Consider the following 13648-nt stretch of genomic DNA (forward strand, 5'->3'; position numbering starts at 1 on the left):
ACCTGCGTGCTGCTTACCGCTGTAACTGCTCGCGCGTGCTGCTTACGCGTAAATCACGTCGGGATCGCGCCGCGCCGGGTCGTACAGCGCGTCGATCGTCGCCGCGCGATGCTTCTGCACGGCCGCCTGGTTCAGCGATCCCTTGTCGGTCACTTCGCCGAGATCGAGCGACGGCGGCGTGTCGATCAACCGAATCCTCGCGACGAACGTCGAACCGCCGCTCGCGTTCCGGTTCAGCGTGGCCAGCCACGCCGCGAACGCCGCACGCACGGCCGGCGCGCGCAGCACGTCGGTCACGGACGCATCGGCGGCGAGCCCCGCCAGCGCACGGCATGCATCGACGCGCGGAAACACCAGCAAGCCGATGTCGTCGCGATTGATTCCCGTCACGACCACGTCCTGCACGTACGGCGCGCCGCTCGACACCGCGTTCGCGCGCAACGGCCCGACGCTGACGAACGTGCCGCTGCTCAGCTTGAAATCCTCGGTCAGCCGCCCGTCGAACATCAGCCCGAGCTCCGGCCGCTCCGGATCGGCAAACACGCCCGCGTCGCCGCTGCGGTAGTAGCCTTCTTCGTCGAACACGTCGCGCGGATCGACATCGGCATGCCAGTAGCCGCGCATCACGTTCGGCCCCTTGAAGCGCAGTTCGTGCTTGCCGCCGCACGGCACGAGCTTCGCGTCGCAGCCGGGCGCGGGCAGCCCGATATAGCCCGCGCGCATCAGCGGCCCGGTCGTGAACAGGCACGACGGCGACGCCTCCGTCATCCCGAGGCCGGCCATGATCCGGATGCGCTCGCCGCAATGCGTTTCGGTCACGCGGTCGAGCCGGTCCCACGCGGCCTGCGACAGCCCCGCGCCGCCGAAGAAATACAGCTTCACGCGCGAGAAGAACGTGTCGCGCAGTTCGGCGTCGCGTTCGAGCGCGGTGGTCAGCTCCTCCCAGCCCTTCGGCACGTTGAAGTAGATCGTCGGCGCGATCTCGCGCAGGTTGCGCACGGTTTCGTCGAAGCGGCCGGGCATCGGGCGGCCATCGTCGATGTAGAGCGTGCCGCCGTTGTACAGCGCGATACCGAGGTTGTGACTGCCGCCGAACGTGTGATTCCACGGCAGCCAGTCGACCAGCACCGGCGGCTCGCGCGTGAGCTCGGGCATCGTCTGGCGCAGCATCTGCTGGTTGCTGCACAGCATCCGGTGCGTGGTCGGCACGGCCTTCGGCAGCTTCGTCGAGCCGGACGTGAACAGGATCTTCGCGAGATGGTCGGGGCCGACCGCCTCGTGGATCGCGTCGATCGTGCGCGGGACGGTGGCGAGCAGGCGCGACAGCGGCACCGCGCGGGCCTTTCCGTCCGCATCGGCATCGGCATCGGCATCGGCATCGCGCGCGACGATCAGCACCGCATCGGCCGGCAACGTCGCGTCGAGCGCACGCGCGAACGGCGCGCGTTCGGCGACGAACACGGCGCCCGGCTTCAGCACGCCGAGCGTGTGACGCAGCTTGCCGTAATCGGTCGACACCAGCGAATACGCGGGCGAGATCGGCGAGTACGGCACGCCGGCCAGCATCGCCGCGAACATCAGTTGCAGATGCTCGAGATCGTTGCCGGACAGCACCGCGAGCGGACGCTCGGCCGACAGCCCGAGATCGACGAGGCCCTGGCCGAGCGCGCGCGCGCGTTCGAGCATCCGCGCGTAGGTGATCTCGATCCAGTGCCCGTCGGCGCCGCGCCGCGCGGCCAGCACGCGGTCGGGGTGCGCCTGCGCGCCGCGCACGAGGCAGTCGGTGATGCGCGTCGGGTAATCGCCGAGCGGCTCGCGCGAGCGCAGGTACCAGGTGCCGTCGTCGGCGCGGCGAATCTCGGCCGCGCCGACCGCGACGGCGGCCGCGCGATAGCGTACGCCGCCAGCGTGTTGGCCAGCCTGAAGCGGCGCCTTCTCTGCATTCATCGTCGGCTCGCTCATATCGGATAGTGGCGCGGCGTGGTCTGCACGGTGATCCAGCGCAGCTCGGTGAATTCGGCGATCGACGCGCGGCTGCCGAAGCGGCCGTAGCCGCTCGCCTTCGTGCCGCCGAACGGCATCTGCGCCTCGTCGTGCACGGTCGGCCCGTTGACGTGGCAGATCCCCGATTCGATCCGGCGCGCGACCGCCATCGCGCGGGCGATATCGCGGCTGAACACGCTCGCCGACAAGCCGAACTCGCTGTCGTTCGCGAGCTCGACCGCTTCGTCGTCGCTGTCCGCGCGCAGGATCGCCACCACCGGCGCGAACGATTCCTCGCGATACAGGCGCATGTCGCGCGTGACGCCATCGACGATCGCGGGCTGCATCGTCGCGCCTTCCACGCGGCAGCCGAGCGGCAATTGCGCGCCCAGTGCACGCGCATCCTCGACCAGCGACGCCGCGCGCGCGGCGGCCGACGCATCGACCATCGTGCCGAGCGGATGGCCGGCCCGCGGATCGCCGGCAACCAGCGTGCGCGCCTTCGCGGCGAGCCGCTCGACGAGTGCATCGGCGATCGGCCGCGCGGCGATCACGCGCTCCGTCGACATGCAGATCTGCCCCTGGTTGAAGAATGCGCCGAATGCGATCGCGTCGACCGCCGCATCGAGATCGGCATCGTCGAGCACCAGCACCGGCGCCTTGCCGCCGAGTTCGAGCAGCACCGGTTTCAGGTGCGCGGCCGCGTGGCGCGCGATGATCCGGCCGACGTGCGTCGATCCGGTGAAGTTGATCCGCTTCACATGCGGATGCGCGATCATCCGCTCGACGAGCTCGGGCGCGTCGGCCGCCGCGTGCGTGATCACGTTCACCACGCCCGCGCCGAGCCCCGCTTCGTCCAGCACCGCGCCGATCAGCGCGTGCACGCCCGGGCACGCCTCGGACGCCTTCAGCACGACCGTGTTGCCGCACGCGAGCGGCATTGCGAGCGCTCGCGTGCCGAGGATCACCGGCGCGTTCCACGGCGCGATGCCGAGCACCACGCCGCACGGCACGCGCATCGCGAGCGCGAGATTGCCCGGTACGTCGGACGGGATCACGTCGCCGGCGATCTGCGTCGTCATCGACGCGGCCTCGCGCAGCATGTTCGCCGCGAGCGTCACGTTGAAGCCGATCCAGCCGGGCGTCGCGCCGGTTTCGGCCACGCCGGCCGCGACGAACGCGTCGATGCGCGCGTCCATCAGGTCGGCCGCCTTCAGCAGCAGCCGGCGGCGCTCGGTCGGCGCGAGCGCCGCCCATGCGGGGAACGCGCGGTGCGCGGCGTCGATCGCCGCGTCGGCATCGGCCAGGCCGGCCGCCGGTGCGCGCGATGCGAGCGCGCCCGTCGCGGGGTTGAAGCGGTCGAAGGTGCGGCCGTCGCGAGCGTTGCACCACTCGCCGCCGATCAGCATCCGTCTGTCGGTCATGTCGTCTCCTGCCCTGCCTGTCTCTTGCGGTTACGTCCGCGGTTATATCGGCGGCTGCGTTCGCGCCGTATCAACGCTTGTATGCCTGCAGGCCCGGCTTGATCGTCTTGTCGTCGAGGAACTGCTTCAGCCCCTGTTCACGGCCGCGCTCCGGGTCGCGCAACTGCGCCTGGTCGAGCTTCGCATACAGGTAATCCTCGCACTGCTCCCACGTGAGCTCGCGCGAACGCTTGAAGCCGTGTTTCGCCGCGCGCAGCACGACCGGGTTCTTGTCCATCAGCCGCGCGGCGAGCGCGATCGTCGCGTCGCGCAGCCCGGCGAGCGGCACGCTGCTGTTCACGAGGCCCATCTCGGCCGCTTCCGCGCCGGTGAACGTGTCGCCGGTCATGATGTAGTGCAGCGCGCGGCGATGCCCGACGGTGTCCGCCATCGCCTTGCTGACGAGGTTGCCCGGCGGGATGCCCCAGTTGATCTCCGACAGCCCGAACACCGCTTCGTCGGCCGCGATCGCGAGATCGCACGCGACGAGCGGCGAGAATCCGCCGCCGAAACACCAGCCGTTCACCATCGCGATCGTCGGCTTGTTGTACATCCGCAGGCGGCGCCACTGCCATTCCGACGCGTCGCGGCGCACTTTTTCCTGCAGCGCGTCGGAGCCGCCGTCGATCTCGCGGAAGTATTCCTTCAGATCCATGCCGGCCGTCCACGCGGCGCCCGCGCCGGTCAGCACCAGCACCTTCGCTTCGTCGTCGAATTCGACCGCGTCGAGGACTTCCAGCATCTCCCGGTTCAACGTCGGGCTCATGGCGTTGCGCTTCTCCGGGCGGTTCAGCGTCACCCACGCGATGCCGGCCTCCACTTTCAGTTCAACGGTCTGCCAGCGGTTGTCGTACTTGCTCATGTCTGTTCCTGTCGTTCGTTCCTGTGCGATTCGGTGCGCAGCATTCCTGCTGCGGACGACTTCATTTAATATCAGGCTACCTGATATTGCAAGCGGCACGAGCGCCGGTGTAAACCCGGAGCGGAAAGCGGGAAAACGGAGGAATCGGGGAACGGTCAGCCGCCGGGAGGCGGGGCAGCGAAGCGGACGCGCGCCGCCCGGGCCGCGCGTCGTGAAGGATCGGAGCCGATCAGCCGCGCAGGTTGCGCGAGAACAGTTCGAGCGCGCGCTGCACGTGCGCGGCGTCGTCGGCCGAAATGTCGCCGAGCATGCGCATTTCGAGCGGGCGCAGCACGGCTTCGCATTCACGCAGCATCGCCGCGCCGGCGTCGGTCAGCTTCAGCAGGATGATGCGGCCGTGCGACGGGTCGGCTTCACGCGTGACGAAGCCGCGGGCGGCCATCACGCTCATCACCTCGTTCGCCGATTGCGGCGTGATCCACGAACGTTCGGCCAGTTGCGCGTTCGACGATGCGCCGCGCGCCTCGAGCACCGACAGCGCCGTGTATTGCGCGAGCGTGATGCCGAGCGGTGCGAGCGCGTCGGTCATGTGACGGCGCAGCAGCCGGTCGAGGCCGCCGATCACGTAGGTCAGGCGCTGCTGCACGCGCGGCTTCGGCTTGTCGCCCGGGGCGCGGGCGGCGTCGTTCTTCGCGGCGGCTTTTGCAGCGGTTTTCGGGTTCGCGGGCTTGGTCGGGGTGGAACTCATGGTGCGGGCGGGATGGAATTGCGGGCCATCTTACCAGCACGCGAAACGTCGCTCTGTCCGGTTGTATGCGACACGCGCCCGGTACGCGCGGTCAGCCGCGACGGTCAGCCGTCCGACGGGCGCGTGCCCGCAAACCGCGTCGTCGGCAACCCCGCATAGCGCGTCTGCGCGACGAACACACCACCCGCGTGCGCATCGCCGGCCAGCGCGTCATCGCTCAGGTCAACACGCGCACTCGTCACATACAGCCTGCCTTCCCCATCGATCGCCACACAGCTCGGCTGCGCAGTCGGCACCGCCACGCGGTCCGTCTCGACACCGTCGGCCCCATAACGCACCACCCTTCGCCCGCCCCACTGCGCATTCCAAAGCCCGCCGTCGCGATCGACGATCGACCCGTCCGGATCGCCATCGGCATCGGTCAGCCGCGCGAACGGTCTCACGTTCGCGACATCGCCGCCCGCCCGGTAATCGCACACGAAAATCTCGCGCACCAGCGAATCGCAGAAATACATCTTCGTGCCGTCCGGCGAGAACCCGATGCTGTTCGCGATCGCGGCCGGCGGCAGCGCAAGCCGCTCCAGCGCGAGATCGGCATTGAGCCGATAAAACCCGCCGACCGCGCGCGGCGGATCGCCCCCCTCATCCTTCATCCCGAACACGAACGCGCCGAACGGATCGCAGCGTCCGTCGTTCAGCCGCGTCGGCAGTTCGGGCTCGACGTCGACGATCCGCGTGAACGTGCCGCTGCGCAGATCGAAGAACGCAAGATGCGTCGCGAGCCCGACGAGCAGCACATCCGGATCGTCGGTCAGCGCGAAGCACGCGAGCCGTTCGGGCATCGCCCATTGCACGAGGTCCGAACCGTCCGCGCGGCAGCACCACAGCTGCGCGCCTTCGATGTCCACCCAGTACAGCGCGTGCGTCCTGTCGCACCACGTCGCGCCTTCGCCGAGCGTGTTGCGGCTGTCGGCCAGCAGCGTCGCCGACGCGGCCGGATGAGTCTGTTGCATGCCGTCTCCCGATATTCGTCGTATTTGCAGGCGGCCGCGCGTGGTCGACATCAGATCTTCATCGCGCGCCGCTGGTTGCGACGATACTGGTCGAACAGCACCGCGAGCAACAGAATTCCGCCGCGTATCAGATATTGGTAAAAGGTCGGCACGTTCAACAGGCTCATCGCGTCCTGCACCGAGCCCATGATCAGCACGCCGACCAGCACGCCGGAGATCGTCGCGACGCCGCCCGTCAGCGACACGCCGCCGAGCACGCACGCGGAGATCACGCCGAGCTCGAGGCCGACCGACGTCTTCGGATCGCCGAGGCTCATCCGCGACGCAAGCATCACGCCCGCGAAGCCGGTCACGAGCCCCTGCAGCACGAACACCGTGATCTTGATGCGCATCACCGGCAGCCCCGCGAGCAGCGCGGCCTCGCCGTTGCCGCCGACGGCCAGCACGTTCTTGCCGAACACCGTCTTGCGCAGCAGGAAGCCGAACACGACGAAGCCGACGATGTTGCTCCAGATCGGAAACGAGATGCCGAGGAACGACCCACCGCCGAGATCGAAGAAGCGCTCCTCGGAGATCATCACCGCGTCGCCGTTCGACGTGATGAATGCGAGGCCGCGCACGACTTCCATCATCGCGAGCGTGACGATCAGCGAGTTGATCCGCCAGCGCGCGATCAGCACGCCGTTCACGAGCCCGACCGCGCCGCCGGCGAGCACGCCGGCCGCGATGCCGAGCACGACGCTGTGCGTCGCGGTGATCAGCGTCGACGCGACGACGCCGGAAAACGCGACGATCGACGCGACCGACAGGTCGACCTCGCCTAACGCGAGCACGAACATCATCGTCACCGCGATCGAGCCGATCAGCGTGACCGACAGCAGCAGGCCCTGGATGTTGCGCGGCGTGAGAAAGTCCGGCACGGTCAGCGACAGCACCGCGAACAGCACGAGAAACACCATCACGATGCCGGAACGGTTGATCAGCTGCCACACGCCGCCGCGCGGACGCGCGGGCGTGGCCGCGGCGGCGGCATCCGGGGATGGGGAGGTACGTTGGGGTTGCATTGCCTGGCTCATATCAGTTGCTTTCCGGTTGACTGCTCGCCGCTAGCGCGGCAGCGCGAGCTTGATCAGCGCGTCGGGCGTCGCGTGCGCCTTGTCGACCTCGCCCGCGATCCGTCCTTCCTTCATCACGATGATGCGGTCCGACACGCCGATCACCTCGGCCAGATCGCTCGACACGAGGATCACCGTGCGGCCCGCTTCCGCGAGTTCGTAGAACAGGTTGTAGATTTCCGCGCGCGCGCCGACGTCGATGCCGCGCGTCGGCTCGTCCATCAGGAACACGTCGATGCGCTCGGCCAGCCAGCGCGCGATCACGACCTTCTGCTGGTTGCCGCCCGACAGCGCGCCGATCGGCGTGTCGCCGTCGCGGGTCTTGATCGCGAGGCGTTCGATGTATTTCTGCGCGAGCTCGCGTTCCCGCCGCCCGTCGAGCAGCACGCGCGCCGGGCTGAAATGACGGCGCACGCTGATGTTCAGGTTGTCGGCCACCGACGCGATCGCGACGATGCCCTCCTGTTTCCGGTCTTCCGGGCACAGCGCGATGCCGGCGCGCACCGCGTCGCGCGGGCTGCCGAACGCGACCCGCTTGCCGTTCAGCTCGACGTGCCCCGCGCTCGGGCGCGCGGCGCCGTACAGCAGCTTCATCAGTTCCGAGCGGCCCGCGCCGACGAGCCCGAAGAAGCCGACGATCTCGCCGCGCCGCGCGGTGAACGACACGGGCTCGGCGAGCCCCGGCCCCGTCAACCCTTTCGCCTCGATCAGCACGTCGCCGGCCGTGCGAGGCCGGTAGCCGTACACGTCCTCGATCGAGCGGCCGACCATGCAGCCGATCAACCGGTCGCGGTCGAGATCGGCGACGGAATCGAACGTGTCGATGCGGCGGCCGTCGCGAAACACGGTCACGCGGTCGCACAGTTCGTACACTTCCTCCATCCGGTGCGTGACGTAGATGATCGCGCGGCCTTCCGCGCGCAGCGCGCGGATGATCCGGAACAGTTGCGTGGTCTCGCGCGCGGACAGCGAGCTCGTCGGCTCGTCGAACGCGATCACGCGTGCGTCGCGCATCAGCGCCTTGCCGATCTCGATCATCTGGCGCTGGCCGATCGACAGATACTTCACCGGAATACCCGGATCGATATGCTCGCCCAGCCGCTCCAGCGCATCGAGCGCGCGCGCGGCGAGCGCGCGCTCGTCGACCACGCCGGCCCGGCTCGGCAATTGTCCGAGCATCAGGTTCTCCGCGACCGTCAGTTCGGGCACCAGATGCAGCTCCTGGTAGATGATCGCGATACCGGCCTCGAGCGCCGCGCGGGTCGACGCGAAGCGCTGCACCGTGCCGTTCAGCGTCAGCGTGCCGGCCTGCGGCTGGTTCACGCCGGACAGCACCTTCAGCAGCGTCGATTTCCCCGCGCCGTTCTCGCCCATCAGCCCGTGCACTTCGCCCGCGCGCACCGACAGCGACACCGTGTCGAGCGCACGCACGCCCGGAAACGTCACGGTGATGCCGTCGAGCGCGAGCAGCGCGCCGCTCGGCGGCGTGCCCGCTTCGGCACCGTGGCCGGCGGACGCGGCCGTCATCGCGTTCTCGCCTCGCCCGCTCAGATGCCGAGCTCGGCGCGCACGGCCTGCCAGTTCGTGCGCGTCATCAGCTTGCCGCTCGTCTGCGTGTCGGCCGGCGGCACCTTGCCGTTGCGGATCCAGTCGACGAGGTTCTGCGTGCTGTCCTTGCCGTGGTTCGTCGAGCTGACCGCGATCGTCCCGTAGAAGCCGGTCGGCTCCTTCTTCTGGAATTCAGCGAACGCCTCGCCCGCACCGTTGATGCCGACGCCGATCACGTCGGCCGCCGGGATGTGCAGCTGTTCCGTCGCGCGCACCGCGCCGAGCACGGTTTCCTCGTTCAGCGCGTAGATCACCCATTTCTTCACGTTCGGATGGCGGGCGAGCACGGGTGCCGCCGCGCTGAAGCCGCCTTCGTCGTCGGTCGTCTTCTGCGGCGCGTCGAAGATGTTCTCCTTGCGGAAGCCGTTCGCGAGCAGCGCCTGCGTCGCGCCGTCGGTGCGCAGCTTCGCGGTCGGCAACTCGTAATTGGTGATCCGCAGCGCGCCGACTTCCTCGGGCTTCCAGCCGCGCCGCTTCATTTCGTCGGAGATCGCCTGGCCGACCTGGTTGCCGATCTTGGTCGCCGACATCCCGAGGTGCGGCACGTTCGGCAGCGGCTTGCCGCTCGAATCGACGAGCTGGTCGTCGACGGTCACGAACTTCATGTTGTAGCGCTTCGCGCGCGACGCGATCGCCGGCCCGAGGCGCACGTCCGGCGCGCAGATCACGAAGCCCTGGGCACCTTGCGAACCGAGATTGTCGATCGCGGCCAGCACCTTCTCGCCGTCCGGCGTGCCGATCTTCACGACCGAGAAGTTCTCCTTCTGGCCGAGCGCGGACGCCGCGTTCTGCTCGTTGATGAACCACGCCTGCTCGGGCATCTTCACGAGGAAGCCGATCTTCAGCGGCGCGTCGGCGTGCGCGGCGCCCTGCATGCCGAGCGGCGCGATGCACAGCGCGGCCAGCAGCGCGCGCAGGGTATGTCGACGGATCGTGTGAGTCGTGCGGTTCATGTGGTGTCTCCTTTGTGTCGGCCGATGCCGTGATGTGTGTCCGTAATCAATCGTTCGTCGTGCGCGCCCGAGGCCGCGCGCGCACGCAGGTTCAGCGGCCGAACGCGTCGGTCTGCACGCGTCGGCCGAACAGGAAGGCGTCGGCGACGAGCCGCAGCGGCCGCACGTCGACGTCGCTTTCGCCACGCGCGATCAGCGCACGAAAGTGCGCATACAGCGCCGGATACTCGCGTTCGGGCCCGATCTCGACCGGCTCGCCCGCGATCGACAATTGCGCGCCGCCGCGACTGATCGCGAGCACGCCGTCGGCCGTGTCGACCGCGATCTCCCATTGCTCGACCGGGCCGTGCCGCCAGTCGAATTCCGCGCGCACCGGCACGCCGTCGGTATCCGCGCAATCGAGTTCGGCCGCGATCGGCGTCTGCACGTCGCTCGGCACGATGAGCGTCGCCTCGCGCAGCACGAGCTCGCGCGGCAGGATCCGCGTGACGATCGACAGCGCGTTGATGCCCGGATCGAACACGCCGAGGCCGCCCGGTTCCCAGATCCACTGCTGCCCCGGATGCCAGCGCCGCACGTCTTCCTTCCAGCGCACCTGCACCGCGCGGATCGTGCGTGACGCAAGCCACGCACGCGCCGGTTCCACCGCGCTCGCGCAGCGCGAATGCCAGGTCGCGAACAGCGTGAGGCCGCGCTCGCGCGCCAGCGCGTCCAGCGCGGCCACTTCGCCGAGCGTCGCGCCCGGCGGCTTCTCGAGCATCACGTGCTTGCCGGCCTCGAGCGCGGCGCGCGCCTGCGCGTAGCGCACCTGCGGCGGCGCGCACAGCGACACGGCGTCGAGCTCGGGCTCGGCGGCGAGCAGCGCGTTCAGATCCGGATAATTGCGCACGCCGTTGACTTCCGCGTGACGGCTCGCGCAGGCAGTCAACGCGAAGCCCGGTTCGGCGGCGATCGCCGGCAAATGCTGGTCACGGGCGATCTTGCCGATCCCGATCACACCCAGCGAAATTGGATTGCTCATCGTGCGTCTCTCCTTCGCGAATCGCTCAGCGCGCCCAGCGCAGCACGAGCGGATCGAGCCGGCGCGCGATCGCGAGCAGCTCCGCGCGCGTGTCCGGGTGCAGTTCCGGCATCGGATGCCGCGGCCGCTCGCACGCGATCACGCCGCCGGCGCGCATCAGCGCCTTCGCGGTGAGGATCCCGGACTGGCGGTTCTCGTGATTGATCAGCGGCAGCCACGTCTGGTAATGCGCGAACGCATCGTCGTGCCGGCCTTCGCGGAACGCTTCGAGGATCGGCCGGATGCCGTCCGGAAAGCCGCCGCCCGTCATCGCGCCGGTCGCGCCCGCATGGAGATCGGCGAGCAGCGTGATCGCTTCCTCGCCGTCCCACGGCCCCTCGATCGCGTCGCCGCCGAGCCGGATCAGCTCGCGCAGCTTGTTCGCGGCGCCCGGCGTCTCGATCTTGAAGTACGCGACCTGTTCGATCTCGCGCGCCATCCGCGCGAGGAACGGCGCGGACAGCGGCGTGCCGCTCGCGGGCGCGTCCTGGATCATGATCGGGATGTCGATCGCATCCGACACGCGCGCATAGAACTCGAAGATCTGCGCCTCCGGCACGCGGAACGTCGCGCCGTGATACGGCGGCATCGCCATCACCATCGCCGCGCCGAGCTGCTGCGCGCGCAGACTGCGCGCCGCGCACACCTGCGTGCCGTAGTGCGACGTCGTGACGATCACCGGCACGCGGCCGGCGACGTGTTCGAGGATCGTGCGCGTGAGCACGTCGCGTTCGTCGTCGGTGATCGCGAACTGCTCGGAGAAGTTCGCGAGGATGCACAGGCCGTCCGACCCCGCATCGATCATGAAGTCGACCGCGCGCTTCTGGCTCGCGAGGTCGAGCTCGCCGGTGTCGGTAAACGTCGTCGGGACGACGGGGAAGATGCCGCGATAGCGCGGCGTGCTGCTCGATGTCATGGTTCGCGTCCTGCTTCGGCCCGGTTGTCGCCGGCCGTCATGCGTTCATGGTTTCATGAAGCGCGGGCCGGGAAGGCCCGCCATCGGCGGCGGCGCACGTCGCGCCGCCCGCCGCTCAATGCGAATGGCTCGGCACGTCCGCGCCGCGCGTGCCGACCAGGAAGTCGAGGTCGCACCCCTCGTCGGCCTGCAGCACGTGATCGATATACAGCCGCGCATAGCCGCCCTTGCCGAGCTGGCCGGCCACGCCGGGCGCCGCGGTCGGATCGACGTCCGACAGGCGGCGCTGCAGTTCTTCATCCGTGATGTCGAGATGCAGCGTGCCGGCCTCGCAGTCGAGCTCGATCCAGTCGCCGTTGCGCACGGCCGCGAGCGGGCCGCCCGCGGCCGCTTCCGGTGCGACGTGCAGCACGACCGTGCCGTACGCGGTGCCGCTCATCCGCGCATCCGAGATCCGCACCATGTCCTTCACGCCCTGGCGCAGCAGCTTCGGCGGCAGCCCCATGTTGCCGACCTCGGCCATGCCCGGATACCCGCGCGGCCCGCAATTCTTCAGCACCATCACCGAGCTCGCGTCGATGTCGAGCGCTTCGTCGTTGATCGTCGCCTTGTAGTGGTCGAGGTTCTCGAACACCACCGCGCGGCCGCGATGCTTGAGCAGTTCGGGGCTCGCCGCCGACGGCTTCAGCACCGCGCCGCGCGGCGCGAGATTGCCGCGCAGGATGCGGATGCCGCCGTCCTCGATCAGCGGCCGGTCGAGCGGGCGGATCACTTCTTCGTCGTAGTTCGGCGCTTCGCGCACGTTGTCCCACAGCGACTTGCCGTTGACCGTCAGCGCGTCCGGGTGCGGCAGCAGCCCGCCTTCGCCGAGCCGGCGCAGCACGGCCGGCAGCCCGCCCGCGTAATAGAACTCCTCCATCAGGAAGCGCCCCGACGGCATCAGGTCGACGATCGTCGGCGTGTCGCGGCCGATGCGCATCCAGTCTTCCAGCTCGAGCGGCACGCCGATGCGGCCGGCGATCGCCTTCAGGTGGATCACGGCGTTGGTCGAGCCGCCGATCGCCGCGTTCGTGCGGATCGCGTTCTCGAACGCCGCGCGCGTCAGGATCTTCGACAGCACGAGCCCTTCGAGCGCCATCTCGACGATCCGGATGCCCGACATGTGCGCGAGCACGTAGCGGCGCGAATCGACGGCCGGAATCGCCGCGTTGTGCGGCAGCGCGACGCCGAGCGCCTCGGCCATGCACGCCATCGTCGACGCGGTGCCCATCGTGTTGCAGGTGCCGGCCGAGCGCGACATGCCGGCTTCGGCGGACAGGAAGTGATGCACGTCGATCTCGCCGGCCTTCAGCGCTTCGTGCAACTGCCACACGGCCGTGCCCGAACCGATGTTCTTGCCTTCGAGCTTGCCGTTCAGCATCGGGCCGCCCGACACGACGATCGCCGGCACGTCGCAGCTCGCCGCGCCCATCAGCAGCGCGGGCGTCGTCTTGTCGCAGCCGGCGAGCAGCACGACCGCGTCGATCGGGTTGCCGCGGATCGCTTCCTCGACGTCCATCGATGCAAGATTGCGCGTGAGCATCGCCGACGGCCGCAGGTTCGATTCACCGTTCGAGAACACCGGGAACTCGACCGGGAAGCCGCCCGCTTCCGAGATCCCGCGCTTCACGTGCTCGGCGAGCTTGCGGAAGTGCGCGTTGCATGGCGTCAGTTCGGACCACGTGTTGCAGATGCCGATGATCGGCCGGCCGTCGAATTCGTGATCGGGAATGCCCTGGTTCTTCATCCAGCTTCGGTACATGAAGCCGTTCTTGTCGTTCGTGCCGAACCATTGAGCGGAGCGCAGCCTGGGTTTTGTTGCCGACATCGTCAGTCCTGTGGTGACGGGATACCGGCGCAGTCTAGGCAGAATTTTGATAACTGGCTA

11 protein-coding genes are annotated in these 13648 nt (G+C 68.9%); all 11 read right to left on the reverse strand.

All coding sequences use genetic code 11. From position 1 onward, the window contains the following. Positions 1-42: 42 nt before the first annotated feature. The 11 genes from KPB06_RS01285 to KPB06_RS01335 all read right to left on the reverse strand — a co-directional run bounded on the left by KPB06_RS01285 (position 43) and on the right by KPB06_RS01335 (position 13588). Positions 43-1962 (reverse strand): feruloyl-CoA synthase, encoded by a 1920-nt coding sequence (locus tag KPB06_RS01285; protein WP_420831918.1) that lies wholly within the window; start codon positions 1960-1962, stop codon positions 43-45. After that, a complete protein-coding gene (locus KPB06_RS01290; RefSeq protein WP_059581596.1) occupies positions 1959-3407 on the reverse strand; it encodes an aldehyde dehydrogenase in 1449 nt (482 codons plus the stop codon). Before KPB06_RS01290 ends, KPB06_RS01285 begins: the two co-directional genes overlap by 4 nt. Before the next feature lie 70 nt (positions 3408-3477). After that, positions 3478-4308, reverse strand: a complete 831-nt coding sequence (locus KPB06_RS01295; protein WP_059581593.1) for a p-hydroxycinnamoyl CoA hydratase/lyase — start codon at positions 4306-4308, stop codon at positions 3478-3480. A 229-nt stretch (positions 4309-4537) separates the two neighbouring features. Then, the gene (locus tag KPB06_RS01300; protein ID WP_059581591.1) at positions 4538-5056 is read right to left on the reverse strand and encodes a MarR family winged helix-turn-helix transcriptional regulator; all 519 of its coding nucleotides are present in this window, start codon (positions 5054-5056) and stop codon (positions 4538-4540) included. Between the two features lie 104 nt (positions 5057-5160). Beyond that, positions 5161-6069, reverse strand: coding sequence for an SMP-30/gluconolactonase/LRE family protein (locus tag KPB06_RS01305; protein ID WP_059581589.1), 909 nt, complete (start codon positions 6067-6069; stop codon positions 5161-5163). A 50-nt stretch (positions 6070-6119) separates the two neighbouring features. Beyond that, positions 6120-7145: an L-arabinose ABC transporter permease AraH gene (gene araH / locus KPB06_RS01310; RefSeq protein ID WP_059581586.1), complete on the reverse strand. Its 1026-nt coding sequence runs from the start codon at positions 7143-7145 to the stop codon at positions 6120-6122. 30 nt (positions 7146-7175) lie between these two features. Next, a complete protein-coding gene (gene araG / locus KPB06_RS01315) occupies positions 7176-8711 on the reverse strand; it encodes an L-arabinose ABC transporter ATP-binding protein AraG (protein WP_275920320.1) in 1536 nt (511 codons plus the stop codon). A 20-nt stretch (positions 8712-8731) separates the two neighbouring features. After that, positions 8732-9745, reverse strand: coding sequence for an arabinose ABC transporter substrate-binding protein (locus KPB06_RS01320; RefSeq protein WP_059581581.1), 1014 nt, complete (start codon positions 9743-9745; stop codon positions 8732-8734). Between the two features lie 91 nt (positions 9746-9836). Further along, positions 9837-10766 (reverse strand): Gfo/Idh/MocA family protein, encoded by a 930-nt coding sequence (locus KPB06_RS01325; RefSeq protein ID WP_060968186.1) that lies wholly within the window; start codon positions 10764-10766, stop codon positions 9837-9839. A gap of 25 nt (positions 10767-10791) precedes the next feature. Further along, positions 10792-11721 (reverse strand): dihydrodipicolinate synthase family protein, encoded by a 930-nt coding sequence (locus KPB06_RS01330; protein WP_059581575.1) that lies wholly within the window; start codon positions 11719-11721, stop codon positions 10792-10794. 115 nt (positions 11722-11836) lie between these two features. Next, positions 11837-13588, reverse strand: a complete 1752-nt coding sequence (locus KPB06_RS01335; RefSeq protein ID WP_059581572.1) for an IlvD/Edd family dehydratase — start codon at positions 13586-13588, stop codon at positions 11837-11839. Between the last annotated feature and the right edge of the window lie 60 nt (positions 13589-13648).

The sequence above is a fragment of the Burkholderia semiarida genome (genome assembly GCF_029268935.1).
GTDB lineage: Bacteria > Pseudomonadota > Gammaproteobacteria > Burkholderiales > Burkholderiaceae > Burkholderia > Burkholderia semiarida.

Coding starts and splice junctions, on each gene's coding strand:
- KPB06_RS01285 (WP_420831918.1), bottom strand. CDS start 1,962: ATGAGCGAGCCGACGATGAATGCAGAGAAGGCGCCGCTTCAGGCTGGC.
- araG (WP_275920320.1), bottom strand. CDS start 8,711: ATGACGGCCGCGTCCGCCGGCCACGGTGCCGAAGCGGGCACGCCGCCG.
- KPB06_RS01305 (WP_059581589.1), bottom strand. CDS start 6,069: ATGCAACAGACTCATCCGGCCGCGTCGGCGACGCTGCTGGCCGACAGC.
- KPB06_RS01295 (WP_059581593.1), bottom strand. CDS start 4,308: ATGAGCAAGTACGACAACCGCTGGCAGACCGTTGAACTGAAAGTGGAG.
- KPB06_RS01330 (WP_059581575.1), bottom strand. CDS start 11,721: ATGACATCGAGCAGCACGCCGCGCTATCGCGGCATCTTCCCCGTCGTC.
- KPB06_RS01335 (WP_059581572.1), bottom strand. CDS start 13,588: ATGTCGGCAACAAAACCCAGGCTGCGCTCCGCTCAATGGTTCGGCACG.
- KPB06_RS01320 (WP_059581581.1), bottom strand. CDS start 9,745: ATGAACCGCACGACTCACACGATCCGTCGACATACCCTGCGCGCGCTG.
- KPB06_RS01290 (WP_059581596.1), bottom strand. CDS start 3,407: ATGACCGACAGACGGATGCTGATCGGCGGCGAGTGGTGCAACGCTCGC.
- KPB06_RS01325 (WP_060968186.1), bottom strand. CDS start 10,766: ATGAGCAATCCAATTTCGCTGGGTGTGATCGGGATCGGCAAGATCGCC.
- KPB06_RS01300 (WP_059581591.1), bottom strand. CDS start 5,056: ATGAGTTCCACCCCGACCAAGCCCGCGAACCCGAAAACCGCTGCAAAA.
- araH (WP_059581586.1), bottom strand. CDS start 7,145: ATGAGCCAGGCAATGCAACCCCAACGTACCTCCCCATCCCCGGATGCC.